19 protein-coding genes and 2 pseudogenes are annotated in these 21,320 nt (G+C 72.2%); 3 read left to right on the forward strand and 18 right to left on the reverse strand.

Features of this window, described 5'->3' with window-relative positions; genetic code table 11:
- The 9 genes and pseudogenes from ABZ493_RS17355 to ABZ493_RS17395 all read right to left on the reverse strand — a co-directional run.
- Window positions 1–820 (reverse strand): annotated as a pseudogene (locus ABZ493_RS17355) (hypothetical protein); the annotation flags it as partial.
- Between the two features lie 33 nt (window positions 821–853).
- Window positions 854–1,597: pseudogene (locus ABZ493_RS17360) on the reverse strand (PIG-L family deacetylase); the annotation flags it as partial.
- 146 nt (window positions 1,598–1,743) lie between these two features.
- Window positions 1,744–2,748, reverse strand: a complete 1,005-nt coding sequence (locus tag ABZ493_RS17365; protein WP_430583400.1) for a glycosyltransferase — start codon at window positions 2,746–2,748, stop codon at window positions 1,744–1,746.
- Complete coding sequence (locus tag ABZ493_RS17370) at window positions 2,745–3,812, reverse strand: glycosyltransferase family 2 protein (RefSeq protein ID WP_430583401.1); 1,068 nt, start codon at window positions 3,810–3,812, stop codon at window positions 2,745–2,747. The genes ABZ493_RS17365 and ABZ493_RS17370 overlap by 4 nt, the downstream gene beginning before the upstream one ends.
- The gene (locus ABZ493_RS17375; protein ID WP_430583402.1) at window positions 3,809–4,699 is read right to left on the reverse strand and encodes a hypothetical protein; all 891 of its coding nucleotides are present in this window, start codon (window positions 4,697–4,699) and stop codon (window positions 3,809–3,811) included. Before ABZ493_RS17375 ends, ABZ493_RS17370 begins: the two co-directional genes overlap by 4 nt.
- A 7-nt stretch (window positions 4,700–4,706) precedes the next feature.
- Entirely contained in the window at window positions 4,707–5,528 is an 822-nt protein-coding gene (locus tag ABZ493_RS17380; protein ID WP_430583403.1) for an ABC transporter permease, read from the reverse strand.
- The gene (locus ABZ493_RS17385) at window positions 5,528–6,751 is read right to left on the reverse strand and encodes a polysaccharide ABC transporter ATP-binding protein (protein ID WP_430583404.1); all 1,224 of its coding nucleotides are present in this window, start codon (window positions 6,749–6,751) and stop codon (window positions 5,528–5,530) included. The genes ABZ493_RS17380 and ABZ493_RS17385 overlap by 1 nt, the downstream gene beginning before the upstream one ends.
- 19 nt (window positions 6,752–6,770) lie before the next feature.
- Entirely contained in the window at window positions 6,771–8,090 is a 1,320-nt protein-coding gene (locus ABZ493_RS17390; protein WP_430583405.1) for a glycosyltransferase family 4 protein, read from the reverse strand.
- Window positions 8,091–8,113: 23 nt separating this feature from the next.
- Entirely contained in the window at window positions 8,114–9,223 is a 1,110-nt protein-coding gene (locus ABZ493_RS17395; RefSeq protein ID WP_430583406.1) for a glycosyltransferase family 1 protein, read from the reverse strand.
- Between the two features lie 124 nt (window positions 9,224–9,347).
- On the opposite strand from ABZ493_RS17395, the gene ABZ493_RS17400 reads away from it, so the two are divergent.
- Window positions 9,348–10,496, forward strand: a complete 1,149-nt coding sequence (locus ABZ493_RS17400) for a glycosyltransferase family 4 protein (RefSeq protein WP_430583407.1) — start codon at window positions 9,348–9,350, stop codon at window positions 10,494–10,496.
- Here ABZ493_RS17400 and ABZ493_RS17405 read toward each other — a convergent pair.
- Window positions 10,475–11,353 carry a glycosyltransferase family A protein gene (locus tag ABZ493_RS17405; RefSeq protein WP_430583408.1) on the reverse strand — a complete coding sequence of 293 codons (879 nt, stop codon included), beginning with the start codon at window positions 11,351–11,353 and terminating at the stop codon, window positions 10,475–10,477. The genes ABZ493_RS17400 and ABZ493_RS17405 overlap by 22 nt on opposite strands.
- Before the next feature lie 125 nt (window positions 11,354–11,478).
- Between ABZ493_RS17405 and ABZ493_RS17410 the strand changes: the two genes are divergently transcribed.
- Entirely contained in the window at window positions 11,479–12,621 is a 1,143-nt protein-coding gene (locus tag ABZ493_RS17410) for a glycosyltransferase family 4 protein (RefSeq protein WP_430583409.1), read from the forward strand.
- A 9-nt stretch (window positions 12,622–12,630) separates the two neighbouring features.
- On the opposite strand, the gene ABZ493_RS17415 is transcribed toward ABZ493_RS17410, so the two are convergent.
- The 5 genes from ABZ493_RS17415 to ABZ493_RS17435 form a co-directional block, all read right to left on the reverse strand.
- Window positions 12,631–13,806: a glycosyltransferase gene (locus ABZ493_RS17415; RefSeq protein WP_430583410.1), complete on the reverse strand. Its 1,176-nt coding sequence runs from the start codon at window positions 13,804–13,806 to the stop codon at window positions 12,631–12,633.
- Window positions 13,807–13,880: 74 nt separating this feature from the next.
- Window positions 13,881–14,807: a glycosyltransferase family 2 protein gene (locus tag ABZ493_RS17420; RefSeq protein ID WP_430583411.1), complete on the reverse strand. Its 927-nt coding sequence runs from the start codon at window positions 14,805–14,807 to the stop codon at window positions 13,881–13,883.
- Window positions 14,808–14,836: 29 nt separating this feature from the next.
- A complete protein-coding gene (locus ABZ493_RS17425; RefSeq protein WP_430583412.1) occupies window positions 14,837–15,517 on the reverse strand; it encodes a PIG-L deacetylase family protein in 681 nt (226 codons plus the stop codon).
- Window positions 15,514–16,368, reverse strand: coding sequence for a sugar phosphate nucleotidyltransferase (locus ABZ493_RS17430; RefSeq protein WP_430583413.1), 855 nt, complete (start codon window positions 16,366–16,368; stop codon window positions 15,514–15,516). The genes ABZ493_RS17425 and ABZ493_RS17430 overlap by 4 nt, the downstream gene beginning before the upstream one ends.
- Window positions 16,365–17,075, reverse strand: a complete 711-nt coding sequence (locus ABZ493_RS17435) for an SDR family NAD(P)-dependent oxidoreductase (protein ID WP_430583414.1) — start codon at window positions 17,073–17,075, stop codon at window positions 16,365–16,367. Before ABZ493_RS17435 ends, ABZ493_RS17430 begins: the two co-directional genes overlap by 4 nt.
- A gap of 117 nt (window positions 17,076–17,192) precedes the next feature.
- Between ABZ493_RS17435 and rfbC the strand changes: the two genes are divergently transcribed.
- On the forward strand, window positions 17,193–17,759 hold the full coding sequence (gene rfbC, locus ABZ493_RS17440) for a dTDP-4-dehydrorhamnose 3,5-epimerase (protein WP_430583415.1): 567 nt from the start codon (window positions 17,193–17,195) through the stop codon (window positions 17,757–17,759).
- On the opposite strand, the gene ABZ493_RS17445 is transcribed toward rfbC, so the two are convergent.
- Genes ABZ493_RS17445 through ABZ493_RS17455 form a run of 3 tightly spaced genes read right to left on the reverse strand, consistent with a single transcriptional unit; the run spans window position 17,731 to window position 21,298 of the window.
- On the reverse strand, window positions 17,731–18,930 hold the full coding sequence (locus tag ABZ493_RS17445) for a methyltransferase domain-containing protein (RefSeq protein ID WP_430583416.1): 1,200 nt from the start codon (window positions 18,928–18,930) through the stop codon (window positions 17,731–17,733). The two genes, rfbC and ABZ493_RS17445, sit on opposite strands and share 29 nt — an antisense overlap.
- The gene (locus ABZ493_RS17450; protein WP_430583417.1) at window positions 18,927–20,267 is read right to left on the reverse strand and encodes a class I SAM-dependent methyltransferase; all 1,341 of its coding nucleotides are present in this window, start codon (window positions 20,265–20,267) and stop codon (window positions 18,927–18,929) included. Before ABZ493_RS17450 ends, ABZ493_RS17445 begins: the two co-directional genes overlap by 4 nt.
- Window positions 20,264–21,298 (reverse strand): SDR family oxidoreductase, encoded by a 1,035-nt coding sequence (locus ABZ493_RS17455; RefSeq protein ID WP_430583418.1) that lies wholly within the window; start codon window positions 21,296–21,298, stop codon window positions 20,264–20,266. Before ABZ493_RS17455 ends, ABZ493_RS17450 begins: the two co-directional genes overlap by 4 nt.
- Between the last annotated feature and the right edge of the window lie 22 nt (window positions 21,299–21,320).

Genomic DNA, 21,320 nt, shown 5'->3' on the forward strand with positions numbered 1-21,320 from the left:
CCACGGCCTTCACCGCTGTCTGCCCGTCCGCCGAGTTCTGCGACGACGCCGTCACCGACGCACCCGTCGCCAAGTTCCCCCCGCCCGGAGTCGGCGTCGGCGTAGGCGTCGGCGTAGGCGTCGGCGTAGGCGTCGGCGTCGTCCCGCCGTCACCGAACACCTGGAGCTCCGCCAGCCCGACGTTCAACGTCGTCGACGACACCCCGGTGACCGTGAACCGCACGCTCGTCACCTGCCGCGCCACGAACGAGACGTTCAGAAGCGCACCGTCGTCGGGCAGCGCGCCGACGCTCACCGTCGAGCCGTCGCTGAACCTGAGAGATCCACCGGTAACCCGGTCGTCGAGGTTGACGCGATCCGCTAGCGCCACTCGATCGAGGGTCACCGGTGTCGACCAGCGGTACTCGATCCACTCTCCCGACCGGCCCCGCAGACTCGACCACTCCTGCCTCGGGTCGCCCGGGTAGCCACCGACCACCCCGTCCGCCGCCCCGATGCCGGCCGAGCCCTCGGCGGCGTCGACGGACGACGTCCTGACGGTCGCGCTTCCCGCCAGGTTCCCGGGCGGCGTCGCGATCCCCGTGGGCCCCTCCGACGGCGGCGGGGGCGGAGTCCAGTCCACAGGCTCGCCCGCGATCGTGTACTGGCGCGGCAGCCATGCCCCTTCGACGCTGTTGGTCGGGCCGCAGGTGGCCAGGGTCTGACAGACCAACGGGTCATGGGGGGCGTAGGCGAGGAACGCAGCGGTCTTGTCCTCGAGCACGCTGCCCGCGACGTTCCGCGACAGGTCGGCCGTCGCGTAGTCGCGGTAGCGGACCACGTCGAGGTCCAGGCCCCGCAGGGCGTGCAGCGCGAACCGTGCTCCGAAGCGATGGTCGGAATGGTCCCCACCGTCATCGTCCGTGTCGTCCTGGATCCGGACCACGGCCGGTTCGACGGTCTCCGCGACGGCACGAAGGGTCGCGGCCAGGTCGTCCTGTGAGTACGCGGCCTGACCGTCGACAGGCCGCAGGGTGTCGTCGGTGCCGAGCCAGAGGCCCGCGAGCGACACGCTACCCGTCGAGCCGAACCCCGTGCCCCCCAGGTTTCCGTCCGGCAGCCGGAGGAACATCAGCTGGACCGCGGTGCCGTCCAGGCGGGACGTCACCACGGTGTGGCCCGAGAACGCAGCCTCGTCGGTGGTCCAGTGCGGCGAGTCCATCCTGGCCATGTGCGCGTACGCGGCCCGGATTCCATCCTCGCGCGCCGACCAGTACTGCGCCCCGCGCCCCGCGTCCCCGGAGGTGAGGTACACCGTCGTGACGCACCCGCCGGACCTCACGTCGGTCAGGAGGTCCGGGCTCTGGAAGAGCAGATCGTCGTCGGGGTGTGCCACCACGGACAACGTGCCGCCACAAGCCGCCTGGGCAGCCGTGGCGACGCCACTGTTCCCGACGGCGACGGGCAAGCCGGCCACGAGCGCTCCGACGCCGACGACGACGCTCAGTCCTGCCGCGACCGCGGCGCGGATCCCGACTCGCCGTCGGCGGGCCCGCCTGGTCCCTGCTCCGGTGTTGCTCAACGCTCTCTCCTCGCTCCCCCGCGGCCCAGGACGCATCCAAGACCTGATCCGAAGGCTAGGCAGCGGACGAAGGGCGGGAGTAGAAGGTTCGTGGGTGAATGGGACCCGCGGTCGGGTGATCTTTGCGCAGTTCAGTCAATATTCGGCGCTGCGGGCGACCATGTGGCGAGAGCCGTCGCTCGTCAGGCCCGCAGGTACAGCCGCGGGGCCCGGCGCAGTCCGTGCAGCGCCCGGGACTGGGCGAGCCTCCGGACGAGCTCCAGCTCCTCCGGGTCCACGGCCCGGGTGGTCGGTGCGGCAGCCGCCGAGCGCACCCGTCCGCGCAGCCGGTGTGCCGCGAGCAGGACCGCGAGCCGCACCCAGCGAGCACCGCCGAAAGAGACCTTCGTACCGAGCCAGTGGTGCGCCACGTACGCGTCGGAACGCCCTCTCCGCACGGCGGCGTCGATCCAGGCCGCCCGTGTCAGCCTGTCCACGTCCGGCCGATGGATGACCGGGGGTCCGCCGGCCCGGACCAGCCGTGCACCGTGCGCCACCGCCATCCACTCGAAGAGGACGTCCTCGCCGAACCCGGTCCCGGGCGCACCGGCACCAAGCGCCGGGTCCCACAGCGCCGCGCCCAGCACGTCGCGCCGGAACGCCAGCGCTGCGCCCACGACATGCGGTTCGCCGTCGTCGTCCGTCTCGGCGAGCCACCGACGTAGCCGGGCGTCGACGGGATACCGGGTGTCGGCAGCGAGGCGCACGCGGCCGGCCACCAGGTCGCCCTGTCCTCGCAGCACCGGGCTCGCCATCCGACCGAGCCAGCCCGCGTCGACCTCGACGTCGTCGTCGGTCATCACCACGATGTCTCCCCGACTGGCGGCACAGCCCACGGCACGTGCCCGGCTCAGACCAGGGACCTGAGCATTCACCACCCGCACCCGCGGGTCCGCGCGGACGTCGTCCGAGAGCTCCTTCTCCACCTCGGACGGCGTGCCGTTGTCGACGAGCACGAGCTCGGCGAGCAGCGGACCGTCAGGTCCGACACAGCCGTCCAGCGCGGCCCTCGCTCGCGTGGCTGTCGCGCTCAGCCGGTCGGACCTGCCACGCGTGCAGATCACGAGGCTCACCACCGGAGTCGACACGGAGCTCACGCCCGGGAGCAGAGCCGCCGAGCGATCGGCGTCCGCGCCGGCCGTGCTCATCGCGCCTCTCCTCGTGCTGCGGCGAGGGCCCGGTCGGTCCTCAGCTCGCGTACGCCGACAGGCCAGCCCACCGCGAGCCCGGCGAGGTCGACCGCGACCCGAGCGAGGACGCCGGGCGACCGGAGCCGCGCCGACGCGTGGAGCCGCTCTCCTCGCGGCCCTCGGACACGGCCGGCCAGCACGCGTGCCGCCCATCGGATCCTGCCTGCGTTCTCCCGCAGCACGGTCACGACGAACCGCCGCGCCGTCGTCGACGTCGGCCCGTAGATGCGCACCAGCATCACCAGGTGGTTGCGTCGGCGAAAGTAGTCGTAACGACGGTCGAACCGGTCGCCCTTGCCCGCGTACGGCGCCGAGACGTGCCGCACCACCGCCCGAGGGGCGAAGACGATGCGCCGCCCGCGCGCCCGCTGCCGCAAAGAGATGTCGGTCTCCTCGCACACGCACGGGAACGGGTATCTGCCATGCACGCCGCCCACGTCCAGCAGCGCAGGGCGACGGAAAGACATGCACGCCCCGAGCAGGTGGTCGACGTCGACGTCGCGCCCCGGGTCTGCGGCGAAGTACCCGGTCAGGCGGCCGTCGGGCAGCAGGCGGCCGATCCGGTCGAGCCCTTCTTCCGTCTCTCCGGGCTGCCCGTTGACGATCCGCCCGCCCACGCCGACGACGTCGGGGGCGGAGTACGGGGCGAGCAGCTCGTCCAGCCAGTCCGGCGCGACGTAGGCGTCGTCGTCCACGAATGCGACGATGTCCCCCACGGCCTCGTCGACACCGATCCCGCGCGATTCCGGCGTCGTCCCTGCCCCGAGCTCGTTGCGCAGGTACCGCACCGGGAGCCGGCCTTCGAAGGAGGCCACCACCGCGCGTGTCGGCGACGGCGAACCGGACTCCTCCGGTGTCGCGTCCACGACGAGCACCTCGAGCGGCGTAGCGGTCAGCGCGGCGAGATGCGACAGGCACTCCCGCACGTAGCCGTCCCGTCGGAAAGTGGGAATCACCACGCTCGTCGTCAACCCGGACGCCCGCGGGGACGGGTCGGCCTCCACGACCGGCGACAGGCTCACGGCCGCATCCCCTCGGGCCCCCGCCCGGGCGGTTCCGGCAGTCGGACTACCCGGAACCGCTCCGGATGCCGACGCAGCGGAGAGGTCGCCGCGGCGAACCACGGGTGCGCCGAGCGCCAGGCCCACCGCCGGTACACCAGTGGGTGGGAGTACTCGCCGGTGTGCCCGGACCAACCAAACTTCCGCCGCATGGCGTCACGGGAACGGACCCACGAATAGTGCACGACAGCGTCGTCCAACCCGACGACCTCGTGGACAAGACTGCCGCGCCCCTGCGCGGGGTCGGTGTTCCAGGGCCGCACGTCCACGCGGTAGCGCAGGGCCGACGGTGCCTGGCGCGCGAGGTCCAGCCTGGTTCCCGCGTGAACGGCCAGCGGCCCCGGGTACCCCGCGACGGGCCTCCACCACGCCGTCGACATCTCGAGGTAGCGCCCCGTCCTGCTCCCGCTCCGCGAGGGAGCGTCGCCGACGCGCGCGTAGAGCCATCGCGAGGGGTAGTCGAGGGCCGTGGCACCCGCCGCGTCCGCGCGGCCCAGCGCCCCCAGGAACGCGGGGGGGCTCACCATCACTTCGTCGGTGTCGAGCTGCAGCACCCAGTCCGCCCCTTCCGACGCGACAGCGAGCGCCACGCGCCGCTGGTGGGTGTCGCTGTCGAGCGGATCCGCCCCCGGCCGCCAGAAGTCTCCCGGCACCAGCTCGCACCGGCCCTCGACGTCGATCTCCTTGACGATCTCCAAGCACTCGTCCACGGGCAACGGCGTCCCCGTCCAGGATCGGTGCGAGCGGTCGTAGGAGACGATGATCCTCTCGACGTGGTCGTAGTACGAGCTCAGGCTCGCGGCGAGATAGTTCGGGTCCGCGGCGAGAAGGTACGCGTGCAGGCGCATCGCGGTCTCAGATGACGTCCGCGAAGAGGCGCTCGTTCTTCTGGAACACGAGCACCCCACCGAGAAGCACGACGCCGCTGACCGCGACCATGCCGAGGACCTGCCACGGCGCGGGGGCGGCGAGCCCGAGGAACGACCAGCGGAACGCCTCGAGAAACCAGGTCATCGGGTTCGCCTCGAAGAGCCACCGGACATCGTCCGGCACGGCCGCCACGCTGTACGCGACAGGAGACGCATAGAGCACGAGCTGCAGCGCCCATGGGAGCACGTACCCGATGTCCCTGTACTTGACCTGGATCGACGCGGCAGCCACGCCGATGCCGAGCGCGGTCGCCACCAGTAGCGCGACCCACACCGGCAGGAGGAGGACCGGCCATCCCGGGTTCACGCCGTAGACGAACAGCAGCACGACCCCGAGCCCGAGCGCGACGGCGAAATCGAGAAGCACCGACATTGCTGTCGAGAGCGGCACCAGGAGGCGAGGGAAGAAGACCTTCGAGACCAAGGCCTGGTTGCTCACGAGCGACGGCGCAGACCGCCCCACCACCTGGTTGAAGACGTTCCACGCCAGCATGCCGCCGTAGCTGAAGAGGAAGTACGGGAGGCCGTCGCTGGGCAGGTCGGCGACCGTGCCGAACACGAGCGAGAAGATGCCGGCGGCTGCGAGCGGCTGGAGGAAGACCCAAAGCACGCCCACCGCGGTCTGGCGATAGCGCAGCAGGACGTCCCGCTGCCCGAAGCGGTACAGGACCTCGCGGGCCCCCCACAGCTCGGACCATCGGGGCAGCCCGAGCCTGCCGGGCGGGGTGATCACGACCGTCTGGGACATCAGGACTCTCCCACGCTGGACTCGTAGTCAAAGTCGGCAAGGACAACGCCCTGCGCCGTCGCCTCGTCGAGGGTCATCTCCGGGTAAGGAGACCCGGGCAGCACCTCGAAGGTCGCGGCGCCCTCCCATGCGTCGAGCACGCCCATCTGGCAGACGAAGACGTCCACCGAGTACCGGCCGGGCTTCAGCCACGGGGCGCGCAGGCTCAACCGGATCTCCTGCTCCTTGGCCGGGTCGAACCACCCGCCGACCGCTCGCGAGTCGCACTGCGCGATGACGGTGCCGTTGACGTCGTTGACGTGGGCAGAGACGAAATAATGCCCCACCACGTCGGCATTGGAGCCCACCCGGACCGTCAACCGCTTGGTCTCGGCAGGGTCGAAGACGTCGGCGTCAGGCGCCACGACCACAGCGCGCAGCGCTCCTGTACCAGGGCGCCGGTCAGCCTCGCGCTGCTCGACCGCATACTTCTCGAACGAGCGTCGGTACACCTCAAGGGTGTCGTCGACCGTGCCCTGGTAGGTGAGCCGTCCCCGGTCGAGGAAGATCGCGCTGGTGCACAGTGACGTGACGGTCTGGACCTGGTGGCTCACGTACAGCACCGTCCGCCCGTCGCGGGCCACGTCGCGCATCTTCGCGAGCGACTTGCGCTGGAACTCCGCGTCGCCGACCGCGAGGACCTCGTCGATCGCGAGGATCTCGGTGCGAAGGTGTGCGGCCACCGCGAACGCGAGCCGCACGTACATGCCTGACGAGTACCGCTTGACCTGCGTGTCGAGGAACTTCTCGATCCCGGAGAAATCCACGATCTCGTCGAAGGAGGCGCGGATCTCCTGGCGAGTCATGCCGAGGATCGCCCCGTTGAGGTAGATGTTCTCGCGGCCGGTGAGCTCGCCCGAGAAGCCGGTGCCGACCTCGAGCAGCGACCCCATGCGTCCCGCGAGCTCGATACGGCCGCGGGTGGGTGCGGTCACGCGGGTGAGGATCTTCAGCAGCGTCGACTTGCCGGCGCCGTTGCGACCGACGATCCCGAGTGCCTCCCCCCATGGCACGTCGAGGTCGATGCCGTCGAGGGCGTCGAACTCGGTGAACCGCGAGCGTGCCATCGGGCTACGCAGGCGCTGCAGCACGGCCTCGACCGCCGTCGTGGGGCGCTCGCCCCCGCGGCCGATGCGGTAGGTCTTGCCGAGTCCGCGGATGGAGACGGCCGGAGTGGTGGACACGCTCGGGACACTAACCACGTCACACCGCCGGGTCCGAGGTCTGCACGGGGTGAAGAGTGGGATTCACCCGGGTGTCGGCCCCCGCCCGTCGGCGGCGCGCACGCCACCCGGGGCGACGGCCCGCGCGCTCCACGGCAGCCTCGGCGAGCACCGCCGCCATGCCCCTTGCGGCGTCGTCGAGGGTGAACCGCTCCTCGACGTGTGCCCTCGAGCGCACGCCAAGGGTCGGGTCGTCGGCACGCCAACCGAGCACGGAGCCGAGCACCCGGGCCAGGTCGGCCGGGTCGCGCGGGGTGAAGAGAAGGTCCTCGAAGCCTCCGTCCATGACCTCGGGAATGCCCCCGATGCGGGACGCGACGACCGGTCGGCCGGTGGACATCGCCTCGATGATCACCCGGCCGAAGGCCTCCTCGCGCGAGCTCGGCAGCACCACCACGTCCGCGGCATGCAGGAGCGGCACGACGTCCTCGTGGTGGCCCAGCCGCACCACCCGTACAGGCCCGCCCGCTAGCGCCGCGAACCGCGGCTCCAGCGTGTCCTCGTAACCTGCATCGGTGTACCGGCCGGCCACCACCAGCTGGTAGGGACGCACACTGAGTGCCGCCGCGTCGAGCAGCACGTCCACGCCCTTCACCGGGTTGAGCTGCCCGTAGTAGAGGACCACCGGGAGGGCCGGGTCCAGCCCGAGCCTCGCGACGGCGTCCGCCCGCACCGGCCCGTCCGCGTACGGGTATGCGCTCGGGTCGACGCCGTTGTGCACGACACGCACCCGGTGCCGCGGCACGATGCCGAGCCGCACGAGCTCGTCCGCGACGAACCGGGACACCGCCACCACGCGGTCCGCCGGATGAAGGAGGATCTTGTCGCGACGAGGCCGCGCGTCGATGATCACGTTCACCTGGCACACCAGCGCCGCGCCGGTAAGCCGCGCCACCGGACCGGACCATGTGGTGCCGAACTGCCGCACCTCCAGCACCACGTCCGGCCGCGTCCGCCCGGCCCGCAGCACCGAGCTGACCACCGACGGAACGGTCCGCACGCTGTCGTCGAGGATCCCGAGGAGGCGCCGGAGCCGCCCGGGAGCCCGGTCGACCCAGGGCCGCATCCAGGGGGGCGGGGTCCAGAACACCGAGTGGTCGGTGTGACCCACCGTCCACACCCGGTCGCCTACCGCCATCACCCGGGAGGCCACTGCGTCGTCCGTCTCGAAGTACCTCGACTCCTGGCGGACGACGTCGATGTGGTGACCCGCACGGTGCAGCGCCTCCAGCAGCTGCAACAGATTCACCGCCTCGCCGTGCGCGTGGCTCAGGTCGCGGGCCAGCGTCAGCACACGCATCGACCCTCCGTCGTCCCGTGGCCTCATGGCGTCGTGCCCCCTCCTTCTTGCTGTGGTCCTGCCGAGACGAGCGGGCCCAGGTCCAGACCGAGCACCTCACGCCACACCCGCGCATGCCCCGCAGCACTGCGCTCCCAGGTGAACTGCGCCGCGCGGTCACGACCGGCACGCACCCGCGCATCCACGTCGCCGCCGCCGTCGAGCACGTGCACGAGCCCGTCGGCGAGGCTTCTGCTGTCGGGCTCGACGAGCCATCCCGCCTCCCCACACACCTCGGGAAGGGACGATCGGTCCGCCGCCACCACAGGCACCCGCGCCGCCATGGCCTCCAGCGCCGGGAGGCCGAACCCCTCGTAGAGCGACGGCACGACCACGGCACTCGCCGACGCCATGAGGCGCGGCAGGACGGCGTCGGGCAGGCGTCCCACCCGGAGCGCGCCGTCGACCGGGCCGAACAGGCGGTCGCGACGGTCCGAGGGCGGGCCGGTGAGGATCAGCCGCACGTCGGGGTGCGCGGCCCGCACCCGCGGCCACGCAGCCGCCAGCCCCTCGAGGTTCTTGCGCAACGTGGAGCCGCCGGCGTGCAGCACGAACCTTCCCGGCACGCCGAGGGCGGCGAGCGTCCCGGCGTCGAGAGGCTCAGGGTCGAAGAATTCCGTGCCTACCCCGTTGTGAACCACATGGACGTGGTCGAGCCCGAGCCTCTCCGCGGCGTCGTCCGCCGAGAACCGCGACACCGCGACGACCGCCGCCGCCCGCCGGGTCTCCTCCGCCGCGAAGGGCTCGGGCGGGGTCTCGTCAGGAAACCGCCACGCGACGGTGTCGTGGATCGTGACGATCTCGGGCACGGAGGCAGGAGGGAGGGAGAGCCCCATCCGGTGCACGGCCTGCGCCCGCCCGTACAGGACGGCGCCCGCCGCCCTCCGGACCCCGGCGGAGGACCGCCGCAGCAGCCGCCCCGGGACGCGCGCCGTCCCCGGCAGCGGCGAGCGCAGGGTGCGCACCACGGCCCGGCGGACCTCCACGCCTCCCCCGACGGCTGCGGGTGCCAGCGTCGCGACACGCTCCTCGTACGCCTGCTGACCCATCGGGTGGGCCGAGGCGAGCGTCGCGATCACGAGGCGAGGGTGCACGCTGCCATCGTTCGCGACCGGTCCCGCCGCGCGCGAGGTCCGGAGCGGGTGACATTTGCTCGCGGCCCCGATCTCACCCCCGCCCCCGGGTTCCACGCAGCACCCTGCTCCCTAGGCTCGCGGCATGCCGTCCGTCGCGCTCGTCGCCAGTTCGTTCCTGCCCCGGGTGGGCGGAGTCGAGGAGCACGTGCGCCACCTCGCGCTCGCGCTGCGCGACCGAGGCCACCGCGTGGCCGTCTGGTCCGTCGATCGCGGCGACGAACCGGCGTCGCTTCCGGGCGTGCCCGTGCGCTACCTGCCCGCACCCCTGCCGGCGTCGTCTCCGGGTGCTCTCGCGCGGTTCGCAGCCGCCGCCCCCCGTGCCCTCGCCGACTGGCGGCGCGCCATGCACGCGGACGCGCCCGACGTCGTGCACGTCCAGTGCTTCGGCCCCAACGGCCCGTGGGCCACCGCCGTCGCAGGGGCGGCTCGTGTCCCGGTCGTCGTCGGGGCGCACGGCGAGACGTTCATGGACGCCGGACGGGTCTTCGACACGTCCCGGCTCCAGCGGCGTGCCCTCTCCTGGTCGCTGAACCGTGCCGCGGCGATCACCGCATGCTCGCGCTATGCAGCACGCGACCTCGCACGGTTCGGGCTGAGCGCGGCACAGGTCGAGACGGTAGATGTGGTCGGCAACGGCGTGGACGCGCGCGAACCGGTGGCAGCCGAGACGCCGAGCTGGCTGCCCGCCCGCTACCTCCTGGGGCTCGGGAGGCTCGTCCAGGTCAAAGGTTTCGACCTTCTCCTGCGCGCATACGCCGTAGCCAGGGAGCGCGGAACGGTCGACGACGACCTCCACCTCGTCGTCGCGGGCGACGGCCCCGAACGCCCTGCCCTGGCCGCGCTCGCCGCCGAGCTCGGCCTCGCCGGCCATGTCGTACTACCCGGCGCGCTCGCACGGCCCGACGTCGTCGCCGTCACCGCACGCGCTGAGGCGCTCGTGGTGCCCAGCCGCGTCGAGGCATTCGGCATCGTGGTGCTCGAAGGCCTGCGCGCCGGCATTCCAGTGGTCGCCACGGCCCGCGGCGGGGCGAGCGAGATCGTGAACCACGACGTCGACGGGCTGCTGGTGGACCCGACCGACGTCGACGCGCTGGCCGACGCCCTCGCGACCCTGCGGGACGCCGGGATCCGCGAGCGACTGGGGCGCGCCGGCCTCGCGTCCGCCGAAAGCTGGTCCTGGAGCAGCGTCGCAGACAGGGTCGAGGCCGTCTACGCGCGCGTGCTCTCCTGACCCGGGCCGGCCACCCGCAGCGACCCGCCCCGCACAGCACGGCGCACCGCGCGCGCCACGACTCGCCATCGTGGAGGTGACCACGAGAGCCGCTGGCGGCGACGGGTCCGCGACACCACCTCCGCCAGCTCGACGTGACCCGACGCCGCGAGCGCCCCTTCGTGGAGAGCCAGCACCCGATCGGTGCCGATCCACTGCGCCTGCCGGCGGTTCGTCATCGAGCCCGAGTGCCGCCGGTAGTCCACCAGCGGCTCGTCCGCCCACCAGGCGTCGCCGTCGAGCGCGAGCCTGAATGACAGGTCCCGGTCCTCGGCCCACTCCGTGGCGGGGTGGAACGTCCCGACCCGGTCGAGCGCTGACCGTCGGACCAGCATGACCGGACTGATGATGCTGACGGTGTCACCGAGCACGTCGGATGCCGTGAGCCGACCTTCGCGGTGCGAATCGGACAGCGCCACCCCCGCGCCCCCTTCGTCCACGACGCGGAACCGGCAGTACGCAGCGGTCAGGCCGCGATCCGCCTCCAGCGGTGCGACCTGGCGCTCCAACCGCCGCGGATCCCAGCGATCGTCGTCATCGAGGAACGCGACATAGCGGCCGTGGGTCACGGCGATGCCCGCGTTGCGGGCGATCTGGAGGCCCGACGACCGCTGGCGCACCACCACGGGCGCGAGGTCCCCGAACTCCGCGAGAGCGGCGTCGAGGGCTGCCGGGTCGGGGCTGCCGTCGTCGACGACGACGAGCTCGACGACGTGCTCCGTGCGCAGGGTCTGCTCCCGCACGGAGCCGAGAGCCTCCGCCAGGAAGGGCGAGACGCGGTTGGTCGCGAGGACGACGCTCACCAGGGGCGCGGGCATGCGGCCAACATAGAACCGCACCGCCGTCGTCAGTAGCGGCGCCCTGGTGAGTTCACCCGAGCGACGGCACGGTTCACCCGCCCGAGCCACGATCCGCACCGCGGCGCCCGCCTAGCATCGCGAGCGTGCCCCCGGTGCGGTTCGTCCACGTGATCACCCCCGGCGACCACTACTCGCCGCGGACAGGCAGCGCCGTGCCCACCGTCGTGCACGGACTGTGCTCGGCGAGACGCGACGTCCCCCGGCCCAGCGTCGTGGTGGCCCGGGGCACGTACCCCGACCGCTACGACGACGCCGACGCGATCGAGTACGACGCCGCGGCGCCCGTGACGGTGCGCGAACGGCGGCTCGACGCGGTGCGGTCCAAGCTCGGACGACCGCGGGCGGGCGCCCTGCGGTCCTGGACGGCGGCGCTCGCCGGCCAGCGGTCGTGGACGCCGTCCACGGTGCTGCTGCACAACGCCCCGCAAGCGGTCGGGCTCGTGGACGCCGGCCGTCACGTGCCCGTCCTCTACGCGCACAACCAACTGCTGCGCACCTACTCCCCGCGTGAGGCCGGCCGCGCGCTCGAGAGCGTGGCAGCCGTCGTGTGCGTCAGCGCCCATCTGGCGCAGGCGATGTCCGACCGGCTGCCCCCGTCGCTGCGCGACCGGGTGCGTGTCGTGCGCAACGGCGTCGACTCCCGCAGGCTCACCCCGTCGGGGCGCTGCGCCGGTGACGTGCTGGAGGTCGCGTTCGTCGGCCGCACCATCCCGGAGAAAGGGCCAGACGTGCTGCTCCGGGCCGTGGGCATGCTGCTGCGTTCTGGCCGCCGCGACGTCCATGTGAACGTCCTCGGCTCGACGGGGTTCTCCGCCACGGACCCACCGACGTCTTACGAGCGGGAGCTCGCCGTGCTCGCGTCCTCGCTCGGGGCGTCCGTGACCGTGCGGCCGTTCGCCCCACGCGACGTGGTGCACGAGACGATGCGGGCCGCCGACGTCGTCGTCGTTCCGTCGGTGTGGCCGGAACCGTTCGGGCTCACGGCGCTCGAGGGCATGGCAGCCGGGGCAGCTGTCGTCGCGTCCGACGTCGGGGGCCTCCCCGAGGCGGTGGGCGACGCCGGGATCCTGGTCCCCCCGGGTGACGCCGCCGCGCTCGCGGATGCCCTCGCGGCGCTCGCGGACGACCGCGCCCGTCTCGCCCGCCGACGCGCCTGCGCGCGTCGGCACGCGGAGTCGCGAGACTGGTCGGTCGTGGTTCAGGAGCTGCTCGCAGCACTCGGGTAAGGACTCAGGTCACCTCCGCGGTGGAACGGCGCGCAGAAAGGCGGCGAACGATGTCGCCACCTCGGCGTCGGTCGGGATCGGTGTCGCCGACGCGCCGGCGGACAACCGCCGTCGCAGCACCGGGTCGGACAATCGCACGAGCGCATCAGCCAGGGACGCGGCGTCTCCTGTACGGAAGACCAGCCCGTTGTCCCCGTCCTGCACCCACTCCAGCGGACCACCGGCGTCGGCCACGACCGTCGGACGGGCGCTCGCGAGATACTGCAGCACGTTCTGCCCCAACGGCTCCGGGCGGGTCGACGCCTGGACGCATATATCCATCCGCGCGATCTCGGCGTAGACGTCGGTGACGTGCCCCGGCAGGTCGAGCCGGTCGGCCACACCGAGTTCGACCGCCCGCGCACGGACCTGGGTGACGACCTCCTCATCGCCGAACTGCGCGGCACCTACGAGCCTGAGCCGGGTCGACGTCCCGGCGAACGCCTTGGCGAACGCCTCGACCAGCAGCACCTGCCCCTTCCACGGCGCCATACGGGCGACCATCCCCACGACGCGCGGCCCTCCTCCACCGACGTCCAGACGGCCCTCCGCACGCACCCGGTCGAACCCCGACGGGCTCGGCAGGACGAGCGCGGGGACGCCCACCCGGAGGTACGGCTCGGCGGTGCCGAGCGTGGCCGCGGAGTTCGCGACGACACCGTCCGCGCGGCGCAGCGCCAGACGCATCGCGGCCAGGCCGTGCCTCCCCAGGGCCTCTGCCGACACCAGATCACGAAGGTGCACGACGAACCGTTGCCGCCTGTGGACCGCGAGGGCGCCGTAGGCGGCCGCTCGTGATGTGTTCGCGTGCACCACGTCGGCTCTCGCGACTGCTGATCGCCGGAGCGCCCACGACGACGCGGCGAGTGCCGCGCCCCCCGTGACCTTTCGCGACCAGGCAATCCGCGCGCCATCGCTCGCCCCGATCCCGAGACCCGGCCCCTGGGGCGGCCCCAGCCGCACGACCGGCACGCCGTCGATACCGGAGAACGGCCCGTCGTCCGGCGCCCCGGTGGCGTCAGGGCGTGGAAGCGCCACGAGCGCCCGCCACCCGGTGTCGCCGGCGTCTCGGGCGACGAGCATCCGCCGCAGCGCGAGCTCGGCACCGCCGACCGCCGTGGAGTGGTCCAGGTGCGCAACCCTCATGCCGTGCCCCCTCCGTCCTGGCGCTCAGTGCGAGCGCCGTCCTGCAGGCCGCCCGTGCGTCGTCGTCGCACCGCTCATCCGTCGGCGCCGACCGGCAACGCACGTCGAGCGCGCGCGGCCCGCCACCGTCGGACCCAGTCCGGCGGCCACGTGGCACCGACCATGTCGAACACATCGGTGGCCAGGGCGCCGGGCAGCCGCGGGAGGGTCCAGGTCCGGAGCACCGTCGCGGCACACCTCGTCCGCTCGTCGAGCGGGAGCCGCACCGACCTGACGGCAGATGCCAGCGCGGCGTTGATCGAGAGGTTCGCGAGGCCGAAGGACACGGTCCGACCCGTCGCGCCCGGGTTGTCCCAGGCCACGATCTCGGCACCAGAGCCGTTGCTCTGGCCACCGTGCCGACGCTGCATCATCAGCTGCTCCGGGACGAGGACGATCTTCCCGAGCATGCACAGCTGGGCCCCGATCGCCCAGTCCGCCCCGGGCCCTCGGCGCACACCGCCGATCGCGCGAAGAGTCTCGGTCCCCAGCAGCCCGTACATCACGTGCGCCACCATCCCTGACAGCAGGCGGTCGAGACGTTCGTGCGGCGACGGGGCATCCAGCCCGAGCTCGAGGTCCTGCCGCTCCTCGATGACCGCGCCCGCCTCGTCGATGTAGACGGTGCGCGGGAGCACGGCGACCGCCAGAGGCTCGGCGCTCAATGTCTCGATGCACCGGCTCACGAACGACGGTGCGATCACGTCGTCGGCGGGGGCCCACTTGAAGAGCGGTGCCCGCGCTGCCTCGAGCAGCCGGTTGAAGTTCCACGTCCCCCCGCGGTTCACGTCGCTCACCAGGACCCGCACGCGGGAGTCGCGTGCGGCCCAGTCCCGCGCGATCTCGAGACTGGCGTCCGTCGAGCCGTTGTCCGAGACCAGGATCTCCAGGCCGTCGGCATCCTGGGCACAGACGGCGGCGAGCGCCTCGTCCAGGAACCTCTCGCCGTCGAAGACGGGCATCCCCAGTGTCACCTTCGGAGCGGCACCCATCAGTGGCCCTCCCCTCCACGCAGGGGTCCGGGCCTCCGGTCGGCGCCGAGGCCCAGGAGCACCTTGCGTGCTACGAAGCCCTCGGCGTACCGCGACCTGGACTCCACCCCCCTCAGGCGAAGGAGCGCGGTGAACGTCTCCCGGTCCCACCAGTCGCGGGTGACCTGTGAGGGGAACGACGCGTCCAGCAGCGCGAGCTTGCGCTCGACCTCCGCCTCGTCGAGGGGGACGTAGAGGTTCACGCCGCCCAGGTCGCCGTCCCATTTCGGGATCTCGTACTCCAGCACGAGGGCGTTCCGCCACACCGTCGGCACGAGCGCGGCGACCGCGTGGTGGTCCTGATGCGCGTCGTCCCGGCGCGGGCTGAAGACGACGTCAGGGCGCGGTGTCCGTCGTGCGACCGACTCGAGAAAGTCCTTCGCCTCGTTCCAGCAGGCCGGCAGCCGGCCGTCCGGGAAGCCCCCGAACTCGACCATGGCCCCGGGCAGAAAGCTCTCCGCCGCCTGCTTCGCCTCCACCTGCCGGGCGGGGTCGCCCGTCATCACCACGTACTGAGCGTCGACCTCACGCACAGCGCTCAGCGCCAGGAGCGTCCCTCCGCAGCCGATTTCGATGTCATCAGGATGGGCGCCGAGACACAGGACCGTCAGCGACCCGCCGGGAACGAGCATCTCGATCATCGCGAGACCTCGGCCGGTCGGCTCGACACGTCCGGGACGTCGATCACGGGCGCGCGCCTGCCGGAGTCATTCCCTCGGCCTTCCCAGACCGCCCACGGGCTCTGTCCCGTCCGTTGGAGCTCCTCGAGCTGGTGCCTCTCCTTCAAGGTGTCCATGGGCGCCCAGAAACCGTCGTAACGCTGGGCCCGGAACCTGCCGTCCTTGGCCGCGCGGACGCACCCGTCCATCACGAGATCGTCGCCCTCGTCGAGATAGTCGAAGATGCCCTGCCGCAGCACGAAGTACCCGCCGTTGATGCGCATCTCCATCTCGGCGACCGGCTCGATCCCCTGAAGGTTCCCGTCTGGATCGATCTTCACGACGTGGAACGAGTCCTTCGGGTCGACGGCGAGCAGGGTCCCGACGGCCTCGGTCCTGGCGAAGTCCTCGACGATCGCGTCGAGCGGCGCGTCGGTCAGCACATCGCCGTAGTTCGCGAGGAACATCTCGTCGCCGCCCAGATACTGGCGCACTCTCCGGAGTCGTTCACCGATTGCCGTGCTCATACCCGTGTCGACGAAAGTGATCCGCCAGTCGCTGATATCCGTCGACAGCATCTCGACCTTCCGACACCCCTCCGACAGGACGAAGTCGTTCGAGTGCGTCTCGCGGTAGTCGAGGAAGTAGTCCTTGACCGCGCCCGCACCATATCCGAGGCACAGGATAAATTCGTTGTGCCCGAAATGGGCGTAGTACTTCATGATGTGCCACAGCACGGGTCGCGACCCGATGGGCATCATCGGCTTGGGCAGCTGGCTGTTCTCCGAACGCATACGCATCCCGAGCCCACCGCAGAAGAGGACGACCTTCACGACCTGACTCCTTCGAGTGAATCGACGACTAGCGCGGGACGGACGACCACCTCGGGCACATGGACCGCCGACGGAAGTTCGATGAGGGTGCGGACCACGGCGGCGAAGTCCGCCGGTTCCAGGACCGGCGGGCGGTCGTCGGCCCGTTCGGCGCGCCGAACGGCGGCGTGCATCGCGGTCGAGACTCGTCCCGGGCGGACGATCGTGATCTGGGTGCCCCGCGACCCCTCTTCCTCGTGCACCGCCTGGAGAAGCGACTCGAGGGCCACTTTGGCGGCGACGTACGCCGCCCGCTCCCTGGGGCTGGCGTGCACGGCGGTCGAGCTCAGGGCGATCACGCGCGCGTAGGGGGCACGGAACCGCGGCAGCAGGGCAGTGAGGAGCTGGACAGGACCGATCGCGTTCACGGCGAAGGACTGCCGCAGGTCGGCCGGGGACAGCTCCGTGACACGTCCAGGGCGCCACCAGCCGGCCGCGAGGATCAGGACGTCGACCTCCCCGAGCTCGGACGGAACGAGCGAGACGTCGTCCGACTCCAGGTCGAGGCGCCACAGGTGGGATCCCACGATGCGTGCGGCGCAGTCGCGCAACCGGTCCTCGTCGCGGCCCACGAGCCAGAGCTCGTGGTCTGTCGCGAGCTCGAGCGCGACCGCGGAGCCGATCCCGCCCGTCGCGCCCAGGACAACGGCTCGCCGCTGCGTATTCATCTGAACCTCCCCACCGTGGTATCGCCGGTCTCAGTGTTGCCCGCACGAGCCGAGGCGAGTAGAGGATCCGCTGCATTTCATCCGGTCCCCGACACGCTCCGTCGGTAGCCTTCAGCCATGGAAGTGCACGCCACGACGATGACCGGCCCGCTGCTTTTCACCCCTTCTCCCCACCGCGACGCGCGTGGCTTCTTCACCCGCACGTTCGACGCCGATGTAGCTCGCACTGCAGGCCTCGATCCCTTCGCATTCGTCCAGGACAACCAATCGCGATCCTCCCGCGGAGTCGTGCGCGGGATGCACGGCAGGATCGGTGCGGGCGAGGCCAAGCTGGTCCGTGTCGCCCACGGCGCCGTCCTCGACGTCATCGTGGACGCCCGGCCTGATTCGGCGACCTACGGCGACGTCGAGGCGTTCCTTCTCGACGACGAGTCGTTCCACGTCCTGTACGTGCCCCGAGGCTTCCTCCACGGCCACCAGACCCTCACCGACACGGCCGACGTCTGCTACCGCATCGATGCCGAGCACGACCCGGCCGAGGACGTCGCCGTACACCACCTCGACCCCGACCTCGCGGTCCCGTGGCCACTGCCGGTCTCCCTCGTGAGCGACCGCGACGCCGCCGCCGGCTCATGGACGGCCTTTGCCGCGACCCTCACCGCCAGCGACCGCCGTCCCGACTGAGCGGCTCGACCTCGACGAGCTCGGGCTCGGCGACGACCCAGCGACCTCCGAACGCTTCGACCTCCGGGTGGGCCGCGCGGACCTCCTCGAGGAGGTCCGGCACCAGCAGCAACACCTTGTCCGGACGCACCTCGGCAAGGATGTCCGGCCCGAGCACCGGCACCCGCGGGCTGGGTCCCCCGGGCATGGCCCGGCCACGCTTGGCGGGGGACGCGTCGACGACGGCGAGGACGTCGTCGGCCGTGACGCCCGCCAGCGCGAACAGCGCGACCGCACGCGAGGCCGCGCCGTAGGCGACGACGGTGCCGGTGTTCGCGTCGAGCCAGCCCCGCAGCACGCTCGTGGAGCGGGCCACCTGCCGCTGGAGCGCCTGCACCGCTCGCGGCTCCGTGACCCCGGCGGCGGCCTCGGCCGCCGCCTCCGCCGCGACGAGGCCAGCGGCCACCCGGCCCGCGCCCAGGGAGTGACGTGATCCCTCGCGCGCCAGCGCCAGGAGCCGCGTCCCGCCGTACAGCGGGTAGCGCCAGAAGCCGACAGGCACCAGGCCCGTGCTCCTGGCCATCTCCACCAGCACGGTGATCGAGAAGTACGCGAAGTGCCCGTGCCGCAGGGCGTTCCAGGTGCCGTCACGCACGATCACGGACAGCGGGTGCACGTGCAGTGCCAGGACGCCGTCGGGCGCGAGAGAGTCCACGCGCGCGTCCCAAGCAGCACGCTGGTCCGCCTCGTGCATGAGACCGAGGGAGTCGACGACGAGATCGGCGGCGAGTCCTGGGACCGTGCCGGGCCCGTCCAGCAGCACCGCGTCCGGCGCGATCTCGCGGACCCGTTCGAGCCACGATCCGCCATGCGGGCTGCGCATCTCCCCCACCCATGCGCCGGGGGGCAGCAGCCCACCGGCGACCAGGTCGGCCACGCCGTTGCGGGCCTGAGCCACCAGTGCGGCGGGCTCGACGCCGAGCGGCTGCTCGGGGCCTGTCGGATCCTCCTCGAGCTGGGCGAGGTGGCACCGGTCGCACATCACCATGCGCAAGGGGTGCACGGGGTCCGGCGCCGGATCCTCCGGGCCGGGGAACCTGTCCGCGGCCGGTTGGTTCCCCAGGTCGAGCACGACCGCGGCGCGGTCCGACCGGCACCACCGGCAGCGCCAGCCCGGCACGACGGCGCTCACGTGCCCGGCTCGAAGACCTCGAGGCGCGGCAGGAACGTCACCAGCCGGCCTCCCCAGTCGGCGACGTGCGCGAGCTGTGCCGAGATCTCCTGCCGAAGGTTCCACGGCATGACGACGACGTAGTCCGGCCGCGCGGCGTCGAGCGCCTCGGGCGCGTGGATGGGGAGGTGCATGCCCGGCGTGAACCGGCCGTGCTTGTACGGGTTGCGGTCGACGGCGAACTCGATCAGGTCGGGGCGAACACCGCAGTGGTTGAGCAGCGTGTTCCCCTTGCCAGGCGCTCCGTACGCCACCACGCGCTTGCCCTCGCGGCGTGCGGTGAGCAGGAAGCGCAGCACGTCGTCGCGCACGGCGGCGACCTGCTCCGCGAAGCCGGCATGCCCCTCCACCGTGTGCAGCCCCGCGGCGGCCTCGGCGGCGAGCACGCGGGCGACCGCGGCGGAGGGCTCCGGCACGTCGCCGGCGGGCCCTCCCCCGGACCCGGCCTCGGACCCGACGTCGGGCGTCGGCACGGACCACGTGCGCAGCGAGCCGCCGTGGCTGGGCAGCTCGTCCACGTCCACCACCGTGAGCCCGGCGGCGGCCAGCACGCGCTGCGTCGTGAGCAGCGACAGGTAGCTGTAGTGCTCGTGGTAGATCGTGTCGTACTCGTTGCCCTCGACGAGTCGCAGCAGGTGCGGGATCTCGATCGACACCCGCCCGTCGTCGGCGACCAGCTGCCGCAGCCCGCGCGAGAAGTCGACGATGTCCGGCACGTGCGCGAACACGTTGTTGGCCACGACGAGGTCGGCCGGGCCGTGCTCGGCGCGCACGCGCCGCCCCGTCTCCTCGCCCAGGAACTCCACCACCGTGGGCACGCCCCGCTCGACCGCGGCCGCGGCCACGTTGCCCGACGGCTCGATGCCGAGGCAGCGGATCCCCCGGTCGACGACGTGCCGCAGCAGGTAGCCGTCGTTGCTCGCCACCTCGACGACGAACGACCGCTCGGGGGTGAGCCCGAGCCGCTCCACCGCGCCGTCGACGTACCGGCGCGCGTGCTCCACCCACGACGCGGAGTAGGACGAGAAGTAGGCGTAGTCGTCGAAGATGTCCTCCGCCGGCACGTAAGCGGGCAGCTGCACCAGCAGGCACTGCTCGCACACCCGCACGTGCAGCGGGTAGAAGACCTCCGGTCCGTCGACCTGCTCGGCCGTGGGGTAGGTCTCGCACGGCGGCGACATCCCGAGGTCCACGAAGGTGCGGGTCAGGGGTGCGCCGCACAGCCGGCACGACGGCGCGGGCACGGCGGCTCCCTCGGGCGCGCTGGCGGCGTGCCGCGCCGCCGACACGGCGGTCACGCCCTCACCGCCGTGGTGCGCAGGTTCTCGAGGTCGAGCGCACCGCTGGCGGCGAGCTCGCTCACCCGGTGCAGGCGCACGAAGCGCGGGCCCTCGAAGTCGTCGGCGGTGAGGCCGAACCGGTGCACGTCCTGCCAGATCTGCCGGATCCCGTCCCGCACCGTCCAGCGCGGGGCGGCGGCGGGGAGCTCGGTGCGGATGCGCGTGAAGTCGACCCGGTAGTTGCGGGTGTCGGCCCCCGCCCCCGCGGCAAAGGTCACGGGGGCGCCGGTGACCTCGCTGACCTGCTCGGCGACGGTGCGGATCTGGACGACGTCCTCGTCCCGGCCGACGTTGAAGGCCCGGTCGTGCACCACCTCGCGGGGGGCCTCGAGCCCGGCGAGGAACGCCCGCGCGATGTCCTCGACGTGCACGAGGGGCCGCCACGGCGAGCCGTCCGACTGCAGCCGCACCTCCCCGCGCGTGTACGCGGTGCCGGTGAGGTTGTTGACCACGATGTCGGCCCGCAGCCGCGGCGACGAGCCGTACGCGGTGGCGTTGCGCAGGAACGTGGGCGAGAAGTCGTCGTCGGCGAGCGCGGAGAGGCCGCGCTCGGCCTGGATCTTCGACTCCCCGTACGGGGTGACGGGGTGGAACTCGGCGCCCTCGTCGACAGGCTCGTCGCCCGCCGCGCCGTACAGGGAGCACGACGACGAGAACAGGAAACGGGTCACCCTGGCCGCCTTCGCCGCGCGCGCCATGCGCACGGCGCCGTCGGTGTTCACCGAGTAGGTGGCCTGCGGGTTGAGGTGCCCCAACGGGTCGTTGGAAATGGCCGCGAGGTGGATCACGGCGTCGAAGCCGGCGAGGTCCTCGGGCCGCGCGTCCCGGACGTCGCCGGTGCGCTGCTCGTACCCCGTCACCGGGGGGCCGAAGTCGCAGCCGTCGTACCAGCCGACGTCGAGGCCGACCACCTCGTGGCCCGCCGCCTGCAGGAACGGCACCAACACCGCACCCACGTACCCGCGGTCACCATCGACGAGCACTCGCATGGTCCGTCCCCCGTCGTCGTCC

Source organism: Isoptericola sp. NPDC019482, from assembly GCF_040632295.1.
Taxonomy (GTDB): Bacteria; Actinomycetota; Actinomycetes; order Actinomycetales; family Cellulomonadaceae; genus Isoptericola.